This window comes from Cryobacterium sp. RTC2.1, assembly GCF_035018685.1.
Lineage (GTDB): Bacteria > Actinomycetota > Actinomycetes > Actinomycetales > Microbacteriaceae > Cryobacterium > Cryobacterium glucosi.
This window is the reverse complement of sequence record NZ_JASJXJ010000081.1, coordinates 1-16,623: the sequence shown is the minus strand read 5'-3', so window position 1 is coordinate 16,623 and position 16,623 is coordinate 1. Positions and strand designations below refer to the sequence as shown.

At 61.6% G+C, this 16,623-nt stretch carries 15 protein-coding genes and 1 pseudogene; 11 read left to right on the top strand and 5 right to left on the bottom strand.

What is annotated here, in order from left to right; genetic code table 11:
* Positions 1-607: 607 nt before the first annotated feature.
* Positions 608-1,831 carry an LCP family protein gene (locus tag QN357_RS11305; RefSeq protein ID WP_322137269.1) on the bottom strand — a complete coding sequence of 408 codons (1,224 nt, stop codon included), beginning with the start codon at positions 1,829-1,831 and terminating at the stop codon, positions 608-610.
* Between the two features lie 997 nt (positions 1,832-2,828).
* On the opposite strand from QN357_RS11305, the gene ftsW reads away from it, so the two are divergent.
* The 5 genes from ftsW (at position 2,829) to QN357_RS11280 (ending at position 8,262) form a co-directional block, all read left to right on the top strand.
* Positions 2,829-3,995: a putative lipid II flippase FtsW gene (ftsW, locus tag QN357_RS11300; RefSeq protein ID WP_323504900.1), complete on the top strand. Its 1,167-nt coding sequence runs from the start codon at positions 2,829-2,831 to the stop codon at positions 3,993-3,995.
* A gap of 337 nt (positions 3,996-4,332) precedes the next feature.
* A complete protein-coding gene (locus QN357_RS11295) occupies positions 4,333-4,707 on the top strand; it encodes a low affinity iron permease family protein (RefSeq protein WP_323504899.1) in 375 nt (124 codons plus the stop codon).
* Positions 4,708-4,856: 149 nt separating this feature from the next.
* Positions 4,857-5,795: an undecaprenyl-diphosphate phosphatase gene (locus QN357_RS11290; protein WP_323504898.1), complete on the top strand. Its 939-nt coding sequence runs from the start codon at positions 4,857-4,859 to the stop codon at positions 5,793-5,795.
* A 573-nt stretch (positions 5,796-6,368) separates the two neighbouring features.
* Positions 6,369-7,070 (top strand): DUF4397 domain-containing protein, encoded by a 702-nt coding sequence (locus QN357_RS11285; RefSeq protein ID WP_323504897.1) that lies wholly within the window; start codon positions 6,369-6,371, stop codon positions 7,068-7,070.
* A 379-nt stretch (positions 7,071-7,449) separates the two neighbouring features.
* Positions 7,450-8,262, top strand: coding sequence for an anti-sigma factor (locus QN357_RS11280; protein WP_323504896.1), 813 nt, complete (start codon positions 7,450-7,452; stop codon positions 8,260-8,262).
* Positions 8,263-8,489: 227 nt separating this feature from the next.
* On the opposite strand, the gene QN357_RS11275 is transcribed toward QN357_RS11280, so the two are convergent.
* Together QN357_RS11275 and QN357_RS11270 are read right to left on the bottom strand one after the other, a co-directional pair.
* Positions 8,490-9,647, bottom strand: coding sequence for a cation:proton antiporter (locus QN357_RS11275; RefSeq protein ID WP_323504895.1), 1,158 nt, complete (start codon positions 9,645-9,647; stop codon positions 8,490-8,492).
* 13 nt (positions 9,648-9,660) lie between these two features.
* Entirely contained in the window at positions 9,661-10,062 is a 402-nt protein-coding gene (locus QN357_RS11270; protein ID WP_323504894.1) for a hypothetical protein, read from the bottom strand.
* 685 nt (positions 10,063-10,747) lie between these two features.
* On the opposite strand from QN357_RS11270, the gene QN357_RS11265 reads away from it, so the two are divergent.
* Together QN357_RS11265 and QN357_RS11260 are read left to right on the top strand one after the other, a co-directional pair.
* Positions 10,748-10,966 (top strand): hypothetical protein, encoded by a 219-nt coding sequence (locus QN357_RS11265; RefSeq protein WP_323504893.1) that lies wholly within the window; start codon positions 10,748-10,750, stop codon positions 10,964-10,966.
* Positions 10,963-11,289, top strand: a complete 327-nt coding sequence (locus QN357_RS11260) for a hypothetical protein (RefSeq protein WP_323504892.1) — start codon at positions 10,963-10,965, stop codon at positions 11,287-11,289. Before QN357_RS11265 ends, QN357_RS11260 begins: the two co-directional genes overlap by 4 nt.
* Before the next feature lie 215 nt (positions 11,290-11,504).
* Here the strand turns inward: QN357_RS11260 and QN357_RS11255 are convergent, their stop codons facing one another.
* Positions 11,505-11,675 carry a hypothetical protein gene (locus QN357_RS11255; RefSeq protein WP_323504891.1) on the bottom strand — a complete coding sequence of 57 codons (171 nt, stop codon included), beginning with the start codon at positions 11,673-11,675 and terminating at the stop codon, positions 11,505-11,507.
* Between the two features lie 513 nt (positions 11,676-12,188).
* On the opposite strand from QN357_RS11255, the gene QN357_RS11250 reads away from it, so the two are divergent.
* The 3 genes from QN357_RS11250 to QN357_RS11240 all read left to right on the top strand — a co-directional run bounded on the left by QN357_RS11250 (position 12,189) and on the right by QN357_RS11240 (position 15,108).
* Entirely contained in the window at positions 12,189-13,016 is an 828-nt protein-coding gene (locus tag QN357_RS11250; protein ID WP_323504890.1) for a hypothetical protein, read from the top strand.
* Positions 13,017-13,204: 188 nt separating this feature from the next.
* Positions 13,205-13,801, top strand: coding sequence for a helix-turn-helix domain-containing protein (locus tag QN357_RS11245; RefSeq protein WP_323504889.1), 597 nt, complete (start codon positions 13,205-13,207; stop codon positions 13,799-13,801).
* A 56-nt stretch (positions 13,802-13,857) separates the two neighbouring features.
* The gene (locus tag QN357_RS11240) at positions 13,858-15,108 is read left to right on the top strand and encodes an MFS transporter (RefSeq protein WP_323504888.1); all 1,251 of its coding nucleotides are present in this window, start codon (positions 13,858-13,860) and stop codon (positions 15,106-15,108) included.
* A 448-nt stretch (positions 15,109-15,556) separates the two neighbouring features.
* Here the strand turns inward: QN357_RS11240 and QN357_RS11235 are convergent, their stop codons facing one another.
* Entirely contained in the window at positions 15,557-16,027 is a 471-nt protein-coding gene (locus tag QN357_RS11235) for a hypothetical protein (RefSeq protein WP_323504887.1), read from the bottom strand.
* Between the two features lie 223 nt (positions 16,028-16,250).
* Here QN357_RS11235 and QN357_RS11230 point away from each other — a divergent pair.
* A pseudogene (locus QN357_RS11230) lies at positions 16,251-16,547 on the top strand (IS21 family transposase); the annotation flags it as partial.
* Positions 16,548-16,623 lie beyond the last annotated feature (76 nt).

Below are 16,623 nucleotides of genomic sequence, written 5' to 3'. Positions count from 1 at the left end.
TCCCAGACCAACAACCCCAGCCCAGGAAATCCGTCGGCGTTTTAAACTTCGCCGTTACTGACCCACGCTCCTAGGTGAGGAATGGTGTTGAACTCAGTTCCCTCATCGCAACCGCGATAATCGTTGCTATTGCCAGCACTATCGTTGCCACTGTCAAACCGCGACCAGGAGCACCTACCGGGATCAAACGGTAAGCCCGGACCGAGAGCCCGAGCCCCACTACCGTGGCGATGAATGCGGCAAACGGGAACACAACTGCGAACAAGATGCTGGCAAGCGTCAACCAGAACCCGGACTTACGGCCCGGAGTGTTCGTCCAATCCCCGGGCGGCCGTCTCAGGCCACGCAACTCGTTCTCGTCCGCATTGAAGTGTGCGTCGTTCAAATGATGCCCCTCACGTTTGTTCGGCGGCCAGTATCACACAATCCCCCCTGACCGAAGGAAAATCGACCAGGAAGCGGGCGACCCAACGAGAGCTACCAGCCTCCCTGTGCGCCATACCTGGCGACCCGCGAGCACTTGGCAAACGACGCACGGTGCACCAGTCGTGGCGGCGTAATCGGTGCGGTTCGAGATGGGAGTTGCACGGTTCTCTCGGCGGTGGATCTAGTTGCCCTTCGTACAGGTTTGCTGATCAGCGGTCTGACCGGTCACGCTGGACGGGAGCACGGCATTGGCCCCAGCGGGAGCGGCCCCGGGGTTCGCCGTCGGCGTTGAAGCCGGAGTGGATGTGGAACTGGGTTTTGCGGTCGCGGCTGGCGTGGGAACAGGGGCCACCGGAGCGCTACTCGGGAGCACGGCCGCCCGGCCTGGGGCCCCAGAGAGCTGCAATGGTTTATCCGCGACCAAAGCCGTGTTCAAGACTGTGGCGGCACTGGACTGGGCGATCACCCGTCCTGGCTCGGCCGGGTCAGTGATGGTGGGGTACTGCACGAAGACCATGTTCGCCAGCCCTGTGTCCTTGATCGCGAGAGCGATCTGGACCAAGGTCGTCGGATTCGTCAGCGTATCCGAGAGAACCATGTTGCCCGTTGCCGCTTTGGCCAGGGAGAACAACGCGATCGGGTTTCCCAGGACGCCGCCACTTTGGACCTTCCGGGCCAGAGCGGCCATGAAGAGCTGCTGGTTACTAATCCGCCCCAGGTCACTGCCATCACCTACACCGTGCCTGCTGCGCAGGAACGAGAGCGCGTCGTCGCCGACGAGGGTTTGCTGGCCCGCCGCCAAATGCAACGGAGGCGTCGTGTACAGATCGGTGACCGCCGAGGCCAGGCAGACGGTGACCCCGCCGACAGCGTTCGACATGGCAGTCACCCCGTCGAAGCTAATCTCCGCGGCGTAGGGAATCTGCACGCCGGTGAGCTTCTCGATCGTCAACACAACGCAGGACAGGCCACCGCGTGACAGGGTCGTATTCAGCATCACCCGGCTGGACGCCGACGCGGTCCCGCCATCGGCCTGCGGACACGCGGGAACGGCAAGCATCAGGTCCCGGGGGAAACTAATCACACTGACGCTCTGATGATTCTGCGCAATGTGCAGCAGCATGGTCACGTCGTTGTTACCCGCGCCAGAACTACCCGCGAGCTCTGCGGCCGTCCCATAGGCCCCGCCCTGGCCGGTACGGGTGTCCGTGCCCGTCAATAGCAGGTTTACCCCGCCGGCGATCGCGCTCACGTCCGCGGCCGGGGCAGGAGCCGCCGTGTCGCCGGGCGTCTGATCAAGGTGGGCCAAATGAACACCGGGCTTGACGCTGCTGGCAACATCCCACGCGGCAATCGCCGCAACGGAGCTCCCACTAACCAGAAGCACCGCGAGGGTGATGCCCAAGGTCTTCGTGACCGTCCGCCACGGCCCCCGAGGTGTCAACCGTCCATGCCGGATCGGCTGACCGGCATTCCGGTCCCGCCCACGCAAGGGCCCAGCGTGCGTCACGGTAACCCTCTTCCGCCCGGTCGAACCAACCGGAACATCCACGAACAGTCGTTTCGACCGAACTGTATGCCAGCAGTGACCGGAGATTCCTGTGAAAGTGCTCCTCGACCAGCGCAATCTCACAGGAAGCCCGCCAGGCCCACCAAACGGGGGATGACGAGTGTCGCCGGATCAGAGTCAGCGTTGTTTGATGGCGTGTTCAACACGGGAGTTCACAAATGGCGTCCATGGTCGTCAGATTGCAGCTCCCCGATGGGACACAAACGCGGCATTCAGTATGGAAACGAAACGTTTCCAGTGGGGAATCCCTACTGCAGAAGATGGGAACGGGCGCCCGGGGGCAATCTCGAGCGCCAACATCGGGAAAGACTTTGGCCCCGCCGCGAGTAGCCGTTCATTCCGCTCCGCGGTGCACGGGCAAGTCGACGAATCGAAAAACGGCGACCGCCAACGCCGTGAACTGTCTTGTCCGAGCCGGCGATACAGGCAGCCTGCGCACCTCCACGGCCCCTTGTCGGTCGAGCTCAACGTCGACGAGGCTTTCCCAGCAGAGATTTCCGAGCAGGCACAATCTGGGAGAGACATGCGACCCGACGCGACACGAGTGGGATGAACTAGCGGTTCTGGATTCCCTCAGTAGTGTCGTGGTGGCGCCCCAGCCCATTGCCGCGCACTCTGATCTGATCCCACACCCGGCAGGACACTCCCCGCATATGACCGTATGTGAAGTACCGAGCAATTGTGGTCAATCCACAATAAATTCCACCTCCGCGACGTCCCCTGAGAAGGGGCTCGGTTCGTGACGAGTTCGCACAACCCGACCCGTGCGCCACGTTCAAAGACCGAACACAGGGTTCCGTCAAATAGACCGTCACATTCAACGCGCATTAGCGTGGGCCGTTTGATCCGCTCAGAATCCCCGAACTATTTTCTGCTCCTGGGAACGACGCTGTTCTTGGTTATCTTGGGCTTGATCATGGTCCTGTCTTCGTCATCAGTAGATTCCTTTGTTGCTCACGAGGGTTTCTTCGGCGTTGTGCTTCATCAAGGTGCCATCGCCCTGGTCGGCGTCCCATTGATGCTCGTGCTCAGCCGGATGCCGTTGAAGTTCTGGCAGCGTATCGCTTGGCCGACGCTCATCGCTACTTGCCTCGTTCAGTTGCTCGTCTTCACCCCGCTGGGTGTGACCGTGGCCGGAAACACCAACTGGCTGTCCATTGGCAGTTTCCAATTCCAGCCATCTGAAGCCATCAAAGTCGCCCTCGTCATTTGGCTGGGCATGCTTCTGGCACAGAAGAAAGATCACCTCGACGACTGGCGCCACGTCCTCGTGCCCGTTTTTGGCATCGGCGGCACGGCCGTCATGCTCGTCATGATCCGCGGCGATCTGGGGACAACAGTAATCCTCGCCGGCATCCTCTTCGGCTCCCTCTTCTTCGCCGGCGTAAAACTACGCATGCTCGCCATCCCCTTGGGGATCGGCGCCCTGGGCGCCCTGGCTGCGGCCATGGCCAGCGGAAACCGGATGGCCCGGATACTGAGCTTTTTCGGCACCGGCTGCGATGGCTCAACAGGCACGATCTCCGCCGCATGCTGGCAACCCTTGCACGGCACGTGGGCCCTCGCGTCGGGCGGTATCTTCGGCGTTGGGCTCGGGAACTCCAAAGCGAAATGGTCCTGGCTTCCAGCCGCGGACAACGACTACATCTTCGCGATCATCGGCGAGGAACTCGGTCTCATCGGCGCAGTCGCGGTGCTCGCCCTTTTCGTCCTGCTGGCCATCGCCTTCCTCCGCATCATGAACGCCACCACCAGCCCTCAAGCCAAAGTCAGTACTGCGGCCGTCATGGTCTGGATCATCGGTCAAGCACTCGTCAACATGGGCGTCGTCCTCGGATTCATCCCTGTCCTCGGCGTGCCACTCCCCCTCATTTCTGCTGGGGGCACCGCCCTCCTCACCACCCTCATCGCAATCGGAATCGTGCTCTCCTTTGCACACAGCGAGGCGTCGCCGACACGCACACCTCCACCCGGAATGCCGGACGCCGACCACCCCTAACGCGTCCCGCGCGCTCTCGTCGCAACACAGCACGCTGATTGAAGTGGACACGGCACGGAATCGATTCTTGGTCCACCCACGGTGTCGACGCTGTGAAATCCTTCGCCGTTGTCGCCTCGATGAACCGTCCACCGAAACAGTGCCTCGCACCACCGGGTTTGCGCGTCGAGTCAACAGTTGTTTTGACGGGAACAACGCCTAGTCTCTCGAGCGTGGAGAATGCAGCTGACAGCAACGACTCGATCAACGCGGACCACCAGAATCGGCTGGATCGATCTCACGAAATGACACGGAACGACTGGACGAGCGTGCCCGACAACGGTGGAGTAGCCGGGTCTTGCACAATATCGGCACAGTGAGCGAACAGGCCGCAGCGCGATTGGTTGCCGGAGGTGCGCTCGTAGTGTGGGTCGCTGTCGGGATAGCGGCGGAATTTCCTCCATGGTGGGAGAACGTCCTTGACATTGCGAGTTCATCTGTGACCGTCGTGATGGTCTTCGCAATCCAACACACGCAAGCACGACAACAAGCGGTCACCCAGCGCAAGCTCGACGAGTTGCTACGCGCCCAGCCAACTGCCGACGACCGACTCATCGCGTTGGAAGGTGCGTCGGACGACGAATTGGAGGCCCTCACCGACCTCAGTCAAGAGAACCGAAAACGAGCCCTTGGGACGGATGCCCCGCCACCGATGGCGGATCTCCCGACGTAGGGAATCGAAGGGGCCCGGCTACCGACCAGATCGGGACCTGCCTAGCCAGACCGTCCCAGTCGTTGGATTTCGGTCACATTGATGAACACTGGACGTCATCACGGGCGGCGCACGCGGGCGCAGGTGACCGGAACCTTTAGCCTGTTCATATGATCACTTTGATTCAAGCGGCGATTCTGGGATTCCTCCAAGGGATCACGGAATTGTTCCCTATTTCCAGCCTTGGCCACAGTGTCATCCTGCCTACACTGTTCGGCTGGAACATCGACCAGAGCAGCGCCGCGTTCCTGGGGCTTCTCGTTGCCACCCATTTGGCTACCGCTATCGTTCTCTTCCTCTTCTTCATTAAGGACTGGATTCGGGTTTTCCGCGGGTTCGGACGTTCCATCCGGGATCGTAAAATCGGCCCCGACGACATCTACGCGAAACTCGCCTGGCTGCTCATCGCCGCCACAATCCCCGCGGGGATCGTGGGCTTGCTCTTGGAGAAGCCCCTCCGGTCCCTTTTCGCATCCCCGCTGATCGCTGCCGCATTCCTTGTGATCAACGGCCTCATTCTTCTGACCGCTGAACGCCTGCGACGGCATCCGAACCGGGCTCAGACCGGACGGGTGAGCGTTGATGCTGTTTCGGGCGGACGCCCCATCCCCGCGGGCTCGGCCAACACGCAAATGTCCGAGACCGAGAGGTCCGACACCACGATCGCCAAACTCACCTGGAAACAGGCGTTCGGAATCGGCGTCGCGCAGACGGCCGCCCTGCTACCGGGAATATCCCGATCAGGATCAACCATGGTCGGTGGGCTCCTCTCTGGACTCAACCACGAAACCGCTGCCCGATTCAGTTTCCTACTGGCCACACCCATCATCGGCGCCGCGGCTGCACTGAAACTCCCGGGACTGTTCAGCCCACAGATGGCCGATCAGAGCGGCGCGTTCCTCGTCGGTGCGCTCTGCTCGGCCGTTGCCGCATGGTTAGCCACGAAGTTCCTGTTGCGCTTCTTCGAGACCAGGACACTCACTCCTTTCGCGATTTACTGCATCGTCGCCGGAACCGTCTTCTTCGTAGTCCTGCTCGCGTTCCCTTAGCAGTCCGTCAGGACACCGCACGTCAAATCAGTTGAGATTCCATTCCTCGGAGCCCACACGGTGATCACCCCCTACGTCCTCGCTCGGCTGAGGCATCCTTGGCGATGACGTGCAGTATGGCCGCATCACCCGCGCCGATCCGCACTTCGAGGTCATCCCGGGGATCCAAATAGCCGATGGTGCAGCGGGTTCAGGATCTGTGCTCGATGTCGACAGCAAGCCCCCCGCCCGATCACAGGTCGCGCCTGTCTCATGTCAGAGGTCCCTACCCAGCCGCGACTTTGCGGATCTCAGCTGGCGCCAGGATCCGAGTTCGGAAAGTTGACCCGGCATACCGACGGGACAGGATCATCGACCAAGTGATAAGAATCGCACCCTACGAGGGACAGTTCGCGGCCCTGGACCACACTGCGGACTCGGCTGAGAGATTCGCGCTGGCAGCGCCAGCCAGGGTCCAGCAGATGGGTTCCAGAAAATTGTTAGCGTCGCGTGCATCCAAAACGGAAGTTCAATCAGAAGAGAGTCTGGGAGGCGATGACGCTTCCCGTCCAGAATAACTAGCAGGAGGTAACCATGCGCAAGATTATCGCTGTCGGCGCCGTAGTCGGTGTACTCGTCGCCCTCGCGGGATTCATGCCGGCCAATGCCAGTGAGAGCCACGGCCACGGCGACAACGGCCCCGCCGAACTAACCGTGCTCCACGCAATCCCGGGCGTCACGGTCGACGTCTACGTCAACGGAGCACTCACTCTCGATAACTTCACCCCCGGTTCATTCTCAGACACTCTGAGCCTTGACCCAGGCACGTATTCCGTGGCGATCACCGCCGCTGACGCCAAAGACGCCTCCAATCCCGTGATCGGCCCGATCGATCTCAAGCTGGGCAGCGGCAACAACTACACCGCCGTCGCACACCTGACCGAGGCCGGCATGCCGACCGCGACCCTGTTCCAGAACAACCCCGATCCCGTCGGAAAAGGCAACGGTCGACTCACGGTCCGCCACGTCGCCGCCGCACCCTCGGTCGATATCCTGGCAAACGGTACCCCCGCGATCACCGACCTGACCAACCCGGACGAGGTCGAACTGACCCTGCCGACGGGGACGATCAGCGCGGCCGTCGCCGCGACCGGCACGACCGCAGCGCTGATCGGTCCGGCCGACGTGATGATCGCCAAGCGCACGAACACCATCGTGTATGCGTGGGGCAGCCTCGCTGACAACAACCTTGCCTTCGCCGTGCAGACCGTCAAGCTCGACAAGGCCCACCACTAAGCAACACCCGGACACCTCCTGCGCTCGGCCGTCAGAGTGCAGGAGGTGTCCGCTTAATCCCACACAACCAAGACCAAACCCGTCCGACAAGACGGTGCGCTCCACCGGTCTCCCTCGGCCAGACCGGCGTACGCCCCCGACTCGGCCCAAGCCACGAGGACACAAAATCCCTTCGACGGCCAAACCTATTGCCAGTGGCTCTCTAAAGGCGCTTCTGGCTATTCTGTGCCTGACACCGATCTGCGCCCACCGTCGACGGGGGGACCATGAACAAGCAACATGCCGGTCGACGCTTGACTGCGAATAGCCCGGGCACCGGGATGAATGAACAGCAGTCTTCGAATCCTCAGCGGAGCACGTAACCGATTGGAGGCGAGCGATGACACACATTGACCCCGAGAACCTTGCCATCATCGCCCTGGCCGGGGCCGACCTCACCGCAGCTGAACGCCAGCACCTCACGAGATGTCCGGGGTGCGCGCTCGAACTCCTTTCCCTCCAGCACACCGTGATTGTCGGCCAGGCGGCGCGCAACGTGTCCCTTACCGAGCCTGCCGAAGCGGTCTGGGAGCGGATTCATGGCGCTCTCGGACTCAGTGCTGCTGTCAAGAGCACACCACGACGTGACCAATTCGTCGGCGCAACGCCCGCAGCGGCAACCAATGCCCCGGAGCCCGCCCAAACCCGAACTTCGAGGGATCATCTCACCGCGACGAGGGCTCGCACACTCGTTGATCTGGCGCCGCGTCGCCGTCGGTGGCTACCTGTTTCCCTCGCAGCTGCGCTGGTCGGCCTCATCGCAGGCCTGGCCGGTGGTATCTGGTTCGACTCACTTCAGCACGCCGCCGCACCAACAGTGATTTACCAAGCGCAACTCACCCCCTTCCCCGGCTGGCAAGCACACGGCCAAGCGTCGGTTAAGGAGAGCGCGGATGGGCACCGCAACGTGACCGTCGATCTGACGGCTCCCGCCACCCCGGATAGCTCCCTACGGGAGGTCTGGCTGATTAAAGCAGACGCCTCAGGGCTCATCAGCATCGGCCTGCTCGACGGAAACACCGGCCGCTTCGACATCCCCGATACTGTCGACCTCACCCAATATCCCCTCGTCGACATCTCAGCTCAACCCAACAACGGGAACCCCGCGCACTCTGGGAACACGATCGTGCGTGGACACCTGCAAGCCAGTTGACACACACTCGCAGGCCCAAACACGTGAGAACGCCTCGACCGCCGAAAGGAAACGTAGGTGATCCGCGCCGTGGCACTCTAGCTTGCCTGGAATCGGGCAGTCCGGAGCAACAGACGGGGGCGCGATCGGGGTCGCTGGCGAGGCGGCACGTGGGAACCGTCCAGGGCTGCGGCCGAGGCGCTCTTTGGTAAACTCTCGTCGTCCTCCCGACGCGGCTGGATCTGAGACTAGGGTGCCGCAGGAGGTGCGGCAGAAATGTTCGCTTGTCGCTTCGCGGCGCGCCCGCCCGCGAGTGAGGAGAGGACGATGGTCACGAGCGCGCCGAGGAGGAGGGCCGCGCCCTCACCGGGTACGAGTAGGTGGGCTTGCTCACCGATCGTGGCCGCGGCGACGGGAACCCCGAGCTGGGCAGCAGAAAGTAAGCCCAGAGGCAGCTCCTGACCGAGGAACCGAGTGGCGGCGTGGGTGAGCAGGGCGCCGCCACCGAGCGCGAGGCCCAGGAGGATCATCTGCGGGTGTGTAAGGAGGTCACCGAGGTTGAGGGACGCGCCGAGCCACACGAAGAAAAGTGGTCCGAAGAGCCCATCCGCGAGTGCGAACAGCTGTCTGGCTAGCCGGCGGGGCTCGCCGATGGCGGCGACCACCAGTCCGAAGGAGAACCCGGCCAACATGATCGAGACGTGGCCGAAGACCGCGAGAGCCGACATCGCAAACAAGACCGCCAATTGGATGCGGAGTTCGAGAGCGAACTTGCGCTGCTCGGAGAGCCGATGCAACCGCAGTCGAGCGCCGTTTCGCTCCAGACGCGACAACGTCAGGTAGAGCACCGCAGCGGCCGCTGCGACGGCGCCCGCTCCGAGGGCCGCCCGGCCGGCGTTGGGCGGATCGATCGCCAAAGGCAGGGCGATGATCGCGACAATGTCGGCGATGGCGACCTGGGCAGTTAGTTGCAGCACCGAGTTTCCGCGCAGCCGCAGGGCATCAATCACCGGCAAGACGAGTGCCGCCGAGGACGACGCCATCAGCACGGCGTAAAGGGGAGCGTGTGCGCTCCCGAAGACGACGGCGGCACCAATACCAAGCGCCGCCGCCAGGACTCCGGTGAACAACGCACGAACTGCGCCCGTGCCCAGTGCGGATCGGATCTGCGCGTCCCGCACGGGCACGTGTGAGCCGGCCACGAACATGATCAGAGCGAATCCGACATTGGCCAACAGCGTGATCGATGGGTCCGACGAATCGACCAGACGGAGCCCCGTATGGCCAACGAGGATGCCGGCCAGGATCTCGCCCAGCGTCACCGGAAGATTCCACCGTCGTGGGATCGCCAGCAAAGGCCCGAGCAGGGCAACGATCGAGATGATCGCCAGGGTTTGGAATGTCATCGCTAACCCACCACTAGGGGACGGCCGGCCGCCCCAAGATCAGGTCGGCCAGCTGCACGGGAATGTTCGTGTTCTCATCGGTGTGATATGTCGCACAGACCCGGTGGTAGCCGTCGGCAATGTGTAGAGGCACCGCCGAAGAGAGATTGCCACGAACGAGCAGAATTGGCGAGAGCTTCACGCCGGTCCGGATCTTCATCAAGTCAGAGGCGACGTGGGGGTTGGTCACGTCAAGGAGCGGCAGGCCCGCCGCCCGCAGAATGTCCTTGGCCTTCTGAATGGTGATCGGCGTGTCTTGGAGCGCCTGCACGGTGGCGTCGACGCTCTCAGCCTGCAGGAGCAGGTGCAAGTAGTCCGCGGCGCTCGGGTAGTCCTGCGCCTCGGGCAACTCCAGCCATTTGACTTTTTTGGGCATGGTGGTCTTCCCTTGTTTTTTCGAGCAGGCTTTGGGAATGAACTTTCCGGCCCGGCCCGGGCTAGAATCCACCGCCTGATAGCTTGAGCGTAGTAGTGATCCGGCCGCCATGGAGGCGACCGCGATGCAGGCGTAGTAGGTGCATCAATTTGCGCTGGGCGGCCGCTCAGCCCAACGCCGGCAGCGTCGGTATGAACGAACATCTCGGATTCGTCATCGAAGAACGATGGCTAAGTCTCGCTTCACCGCAGTAGTACGAGGAATCGGGGAGGCGCAAACCATTCCCTATTTGGTACACACATAAGTACACACATGGACTGCCGAAGAAACAGCGGATAACCACCGTCAATTCGACCGAGAATGCTGATTAGGCCCGTTTCGGCCCGAAAAAGTGTGCCCCTGGAGGGATTCGAACCCCCAACCGTTTCCTTAGGACACAACCGAAAACACCACTCCTCTCGCCAAAATTTCCGTCTAATCAGCGTTAACGAATAGCGATTTGAACCAGGTACGCACAGAGGTGTACACATACGGATTGATCGGCAATGCGCGCCTCTCGCCAGCGGACGGGGCAGCCTCCCCGGGTCACGCAGGCCCGTAGACCCCTCTTCGGGTGTGACTATCCGCGTAACGCCTCCCCCGCCACCGGGCAGCAGTAGGCTCAAGCCAGGATCTGGGGGGAACCATGAAAGCAAATCCGTACTGCACCGCGCTCATGTCCATCGGGACGATCGGTCTGATCGTTTCGGGGATCGCATACTTCGCCGGCCTATCGATGGGGATCGGCGGCATCTCACTGCTCGGCTTCGCAGGAATCATGTTCCCGCTCAGCTTCGTCGCTGTGATCGCCTGGCTCCTGCTCGAGGGGATCGACTGGAAAGAGACGGTGGTGGCCGAGAAATGACATTCTTCGATGGGCAACTCATCGCCGCACCCAAAAAGAGGCGCAACCCATTCGAGCTCACGCTCGCTTATGGGAGCCTCGCCTTGATCACGGGCGGCCTGATCATGTGGGCGCTGGCTCGCCAAGAGTTCGGCAAGGAGTTCGGCATCACGGATCTAGCCAGCGTGTGGAGCACGGGAGGCTCTGCAGCGGCCAGCCAAGGATCCATCATGTGGATGAACATCGGCGTGCAACTGCTGCAACTGGGCGTCCTGATCCTCGTGGGCCTGACCTTCCACCTAGCCGCGAAGTGGAACACTGACCGCCGAGCGGAGCGCCGCTAACGTGAACGCCCGCGATGTGCGTGTGCGAGTGCGCACGTACATCAAGCCTCGGCGCCGCTCGAGAGGATGAACGAGCCTCCCGTGCAACGTTCGACAGCAAACGTGCGCGGGGATGCGCGGGTACGTCAGCAGCGACCGTCCGGATAGGCCTTGACGTCGTTCCGGACGAGCCGGATGCTGCGCGCTTTGATGCCGTACTTGTACCGGAGGTTCGTCTACGCGAGCTTCCTTCCCCGGATCCTCGTCTTGAGCGCGGCCATGCGGCGCTCGGTGAAGGTGGCGTAGTCCAAGTGCTCGGCGACGAGAGCGCGCATGGTGGCTAGCCAGGCGTCGTTCTCCGCCCGGTCGACTTCGAGGGTCTCCAACTGCATATCGTCGTTCGCCAACGCCTCCCATGCCGCTTCGTCGGAGGCCGCAGGCCAGACGCGCGTGGCTCCCCTGCGGCTCACTGTTGAGGCATCCCCTTGAGGTGCTCCCGCGCGATCTCCGCTGTGACCTCGCGGGTCAGCACCGCACGAGCTGAGTTCTGAGACTTCGCCAGCCGGGCGCCCTTGGCCATCCGATGCGCGAATGCGATGAGCAGCGCACAGGCCTCGGCGTTGGAGGAATCCGGGAGCTATGTTTGACAAATGGCGAGACGGCAGGCGCCAAGGTCGAACCGGTAGGCACGACTTGAGAGAAAGGACGCCAGAATGCAGCCGCCCAGTTCGAAGGCACGTCGTGCGGCGCACTCGACGAAAGTTGCGGCCCGTAGCGCGCAGAGTTCCGGCATTATCAAGTGTTACGTCGAGTGGTTTGAACGCCCCGACGGAATGCCGGACCTTCGCCTTCGGGAGAAATTGACTCGGCGAACTGTACGGGTGCTCACTGACCAACCGATGCTTGAGCAATACGCGCCAATGTCAAACCTACTGCGAGACTGCTATGCCCACGGCGGCGGGCTCATCGAGCCTCGGAGCCGCAAGGAGCACGTCGAAATCGTCGCACCGATCTTTACGCAGAACGACCACGAGATAGTCACGTGGCTCGATAGCGAATTCTCCGTGAAGGTTAAAATCCTTACCGCAGGCGTCCTCTCCCCACCTGTCTCCGTCTGGTGCTACGTCGAGGAGTATCCCAGTCAAAACGGGGATATCGGCCTCCGACTCCGGCAGAAGGTGACCGGCCGCAAGGTCGAAATGTACGGTAAGACCAAGAACCATTTGACCGAGTTCCTGGCCAGCCCATACTTCACTGGCGCGTACACTCTCATGCCGAACCTCTATGAAAAAGACCATTACCACGACTACGTGCTGGTCTCTGGCGGGACTGCCGTGGACTCGTACGACGTGCTCCTCTTCGAAGATGGTGCTCAGCTCACATATCTGCTCGGACCGACACCGGACACTGCATACCGGGACGCGTTCCGCGTTCTCGAAGAGGAGACCGCGACCGCAGCGCATTCACGGACGGCCTGGACGCACTTCGAGGGGGGTCGATACCGCGAAGCCGTGCTCTCAGCGCGTCTCGCCGTCGAAATGGCCTGCGGCGGAGGTGGTCCAGATGTGAAGCGCCGGCTGGAGGGCGCCCCACATGATGTCTCGACAGCCGCTGACGCCCTTTATGCGAAGCGCCATATCGCCGTCCACGAGGGCGGTACGCGAGTCGAACAACAGGACGCCCTGCAAGCGATCCGCGCGATGAAATGCGTCCTTGACTACCTAGATTCAAAGGGCAGCCAACCGTGACTGTCGTGAACCGCTCTTAAGCATTGCGTCTGCAGCAATTCAGAAACGATGGTCAACGACGTGTCCACTGTTTGGGGCGATCCTAGCGACTCTGAATTGCGACTACTCTCGTCGGCCCGCCCCTACCTCTGTCCACAAATAATACAAGAACCGTTGTGCAAGAGTTCTTGTGCAACTAAACTTGCGTCATGTTTGAAGAACGACAGGACGGCCCCGAGGTCAAACCCTCAGTCATTTCGCTCACAGGCGCAAAGCAAATGCGGGCGTTGGCGCATCCCCTCCGCCTGCAGATTCTGGGCGAATTGCGCGTCGGCGGCCCCCGTACTGTGGGGCTCCTTTCCGAGGTGTTCGATGAGGCACCGGGAACTCTGAGCTATCACCTGGGCAAACTCGCCGAGTTTGGCTTCGTCGAGGAAGTTCCGGAACTGGCGTCCGATAAGCGAGAACGGTGGTGGCGCGCCTCCCACGATTTCACGGACATTTCACCGGCCGGGACCGGCTCCCCGCCGAGCGTGCGGCGCGCCTCGGAGGCCATGCGTCATCAGATCGTCGATGTCTATGCGGCCACGCTGCACCGCGTCGTTGAAGTAGCGGACGGACTGCCGGACGAATGGGCGAACGCCGCGACTTCCGGCGACACCGTTGCCTATCTCACTGCCGACGAGCTGGCCCAAGCGAGCGCAGAATTGAACGCGGTCGCCGAGAAATGGCATGCATTGCACGAGCGTGACCACGCCAATACCGAAGCTGTCCAGATTATGGTGCACGTCTTCCGTCGACCATGAGCGGCCCAGCCGACGCCCATCCTGCTCGCCTTGCGAGGCGGCTGCCTCTAATCGGATTGCTCGCAGCCCAAGGAATCTCCCTGGCCGGCAATGCAATCACCATGATTGTCGTTCCAATCTACGTGCTCCAGGAGACCCGTTCGGTGTTGGCAACGGGGGTCGCCGGGGTCTTCGTGACCGTTCCAGTCATACTCGGAGGCGCGTTGGGTGGTGTGCTTGTGGACAGGCTGGGATTCAGGACGTCCGCAATCATCGCGGATATCGCGAGCGGCCTGACCGTCCTGCTCATACCAATTCTCGCGACTACGGTCGGTCTTCCATTCTGGGCTCTGTTGTCCCTCGTCTTCTTCAGCGGCTTGCTCGACACCCCCGGCACGACCGCAAAGTCCGCCCTCCTGCCCGATTTGGCCGAAGGAGCGCTACTTCGCCTCGCCCGGGCCAACGGCGCCCAATCCGCAATCTCCCGCAGCGCAACAATGATTGGCGCCTCGGTCGCCGCGCTTTCGTTGGTCTGGCTGGGTGCACTGAACTCACTACTCTTGGATGCTGCGACGTTTGCCGCGTCGGCACTGGTCCTTTGGATTTGCCTCCCGAGATCGAAAAGGGTGGCGAGCGCACAGCCGACGCGGCCATCGGAGTTGAAGCCCGGGTATTGGCAAGATTTCTCGGTAGGAGCCCGATTCCTGGTCGCGAGTCCGCTCCTTCGCGGCATCGTCCTGCTCGTCGTAGTGACGAACTGCATCGACAGTGCCGGGCTGATCGTCTTGTTCCCCGTCTACGCCCGCACCGTCACCCCCGACGGCGCGCTACTCGCCGGTATGGTCGCTTTCTTCGCCGGCGGCGCTCTCACGGGATCCAGCCTGTTTGGGTGGTTTGGCCACCAATTACCGCGGCGCGGCACACTCGTCTTAAGTTTCCTTCTAGCCGGCGCCCCGCCGTATCTCGCCATGGCCGCCGGCGTGGACGCACCAGTCCTTCTCGCCGTGTTCGCACTCGCGGGCCTTGCCGCAGGCTCAATAAATCCGCTGCTATCGACCATCCTTTACGAACGAGTTCCGCGAGAAATGCGCGCACGGGTGCTGGGTGGAATGACCACTGGGGTTGCCGTCGGAATGCCGATCGGCAGCCTGCTGGGCGGCGTTCTAGTCAGCCAGACAGGCCTCGTGCCCACTCTGATAGCAACCGGAGTGGCGTACGCGGCAATCACCCTCACCCCGCTGATCGGCCGATCGTGGGTCGACCTCGAGGCGCGAAACCTGTCCGACGAATTGCTCCCGACGGTATCGACAACCATGCCAAACACCTAACCCGACAGCCGTGAATGCAATCTAATGTGACCGAGTCTCCAGGTGGTCTCTCGGTCGTCAAAAATCCTGGAAAACCTACAGTCAGGGCGCTCGTGAGGATGTCGGCACGGTCAGACGATTCAGCAATACCCATTCGATGAGATCGCAACATTCGATCCCGACGTTGGGCATCCCCAAGCACACACTCTGTCAGCCCCAGATACGTCGCGTTGACCGCTTGGAACCTTCAGCACTGGCAGGGCCTGGCCTGCCAGAAATTTCGACGCACCAGCATCGGCGCTCTCACCCATCGGTATCAATTCGATTCGGGATTTGTAATGTCGGATTCCGGGATGAACCTTTCGATGACCCGACAAGTTCAGATAGGCCGAGAAGCTGGAAATGGTGTCATTTGTCCGTTCGATTATGCCGATGGTGGCGACCCACGTGATTCAGTGCTCTGAGCGGTTCAATATTCTCTGGATAGTTCTATGAATCCGACAAGATCGACAAAGTCATTTGCGATCGCGGCGAAGGAATCAGTGTGTCTCAAGGAGCGGGGGAACGACCTGGTTCGAAGGATGTCCGAGCCGGAAAAGTCAAAACAGCCCCGCGAAGTCATGACAGCTAGGTAGTCAAAGCCCTGCAAGAGAAACCCGCTATCCAGTTGTTGAGTAGATAGGGTCGAAGCTACAATTCGGCCGTTGAGGCCTGCTTCTCCGAACGATCGACTTGGTGCTATTCCACGTTTCTCCGATTGCGAGCCGAATCCCAAGTCGACCACGGAAGCATAGTCTTTACCATCCGAGACAAGCAGCCTGTAGTTCGAGTTTCCGACCACGTACAGGTCGTCAGTGGAGACGGGCTTCGCCCTCCGGTTTGCCGGCACGGCCGCTCGCCTCACATCGGATCTGATCTGGACCGGTTTCTGGTGGTCCACGATCAGCGTCCGTTCAAATTGCTGCCCACCGGTTGGCGCTACTTTTTTGGTCTTCGCTCTAAAGATGAATATTGGCTTCGATGGGCACCACCTGTGGTGCGAGTGAGCCCCACTGTTCAGATGCGTGATTTGTATCGTTCAGCCCCACTACCGGCGTGGTTGAGCCCCACCTGAAAAGCTCCTTCCACCGTGTGAGCGCCACACGGTGGAAGGAGTACCGGCAATGGTACGGAAGATCAAAGCGAAGCAGATCCTGCAGCTGCGTAATCAGGGCTTGTCGCGACGGGCTATCGAGTCCGCCCAGGGAATGTCCCGGCACAGCATTCGAGCTGTGCTCGATGCAGCAGAGCGGCTCGGGCTCGACTGGGACGACGTCGCCGAGTTGTCGGAGGCCAAGGTGTATTCGACGTTGTTCCCCGGCCGCGGCGTCCACGAGAGTGTCTTCGCGCAGCCGGACTGGGCGCGGGTGCATACGGAGTTGGCCAGGGTCGGGGTGACGTTGAAGCTGTTGCACCAGGAGGTCACGTCCCGCTGAGTGGTGGAGTTTCTCAACACCATGCGGGTCAGTTGTTCTAGCTTAGGCGGCGGCGAGTTCG

Coding starts and splice junctions, on each gene's coding strand:
- QN357_RS11260 (WP_323504892.1), top strand. CDS start 10,963: ATGACATTCTTCGATGGGCAACTCATCGCCGCACCCAAAAAGAGGCGC.
- QN357_RS11275 (WP_323504895.1), bottom strand. CDS start 9,647: ATGACATTCCAAACCCTGGCGATCATCTCGATCGTTGCCCTGCTCGGG.
- QN357_RS11280 (WP_323504896.1), top strand. CDS start 7,450: ATGACACACATTGACCCCGAGAACCTTGCCATCATCGCCCTGGCCGGG.
- QN357_RS11290 (WP_323504898.1), top strand. CDS start 4,857: ATGATCACTTTGATTCAAGCGGCGATTCTGGGATTCCTCCAAGGGATC.
- QN357_RS11250 (WP_323504890.1), top strand. CDS start 12,189: ATGTCAAACCTACTGCGAGACTGCTATGCCCACGGCGGCGGGCTCATC.
- QN357_RS11265 (WP_323504893.1), top strand. CDS start 10,748: ATGAAAGCAAATCCGTACTGCACCGCGCTCATGTCCATCGGGACGATC.
- QN357_RS11270 (WP_323504894.1), bottom strand. CDS start 10,062: ATGCCCAAAAAAGTCAAATGGCTGGAGTTGCCCGAGGCGCAGGACTAC.
- QN357_RS11245 (WP_323504889.1), top strand. CDS start 13,205: ATGTTTGAAGAACGACAGGACGGCCCCGAGGTCAAACCCTCAGTCATT.
- QN357_RS11285 (WP_323504897.1), top strand. CDS start 6,369: ATGCGCAAGATTATCGCTGTCGGCGCCGTAGTCGGTGTACTCGTCGCC.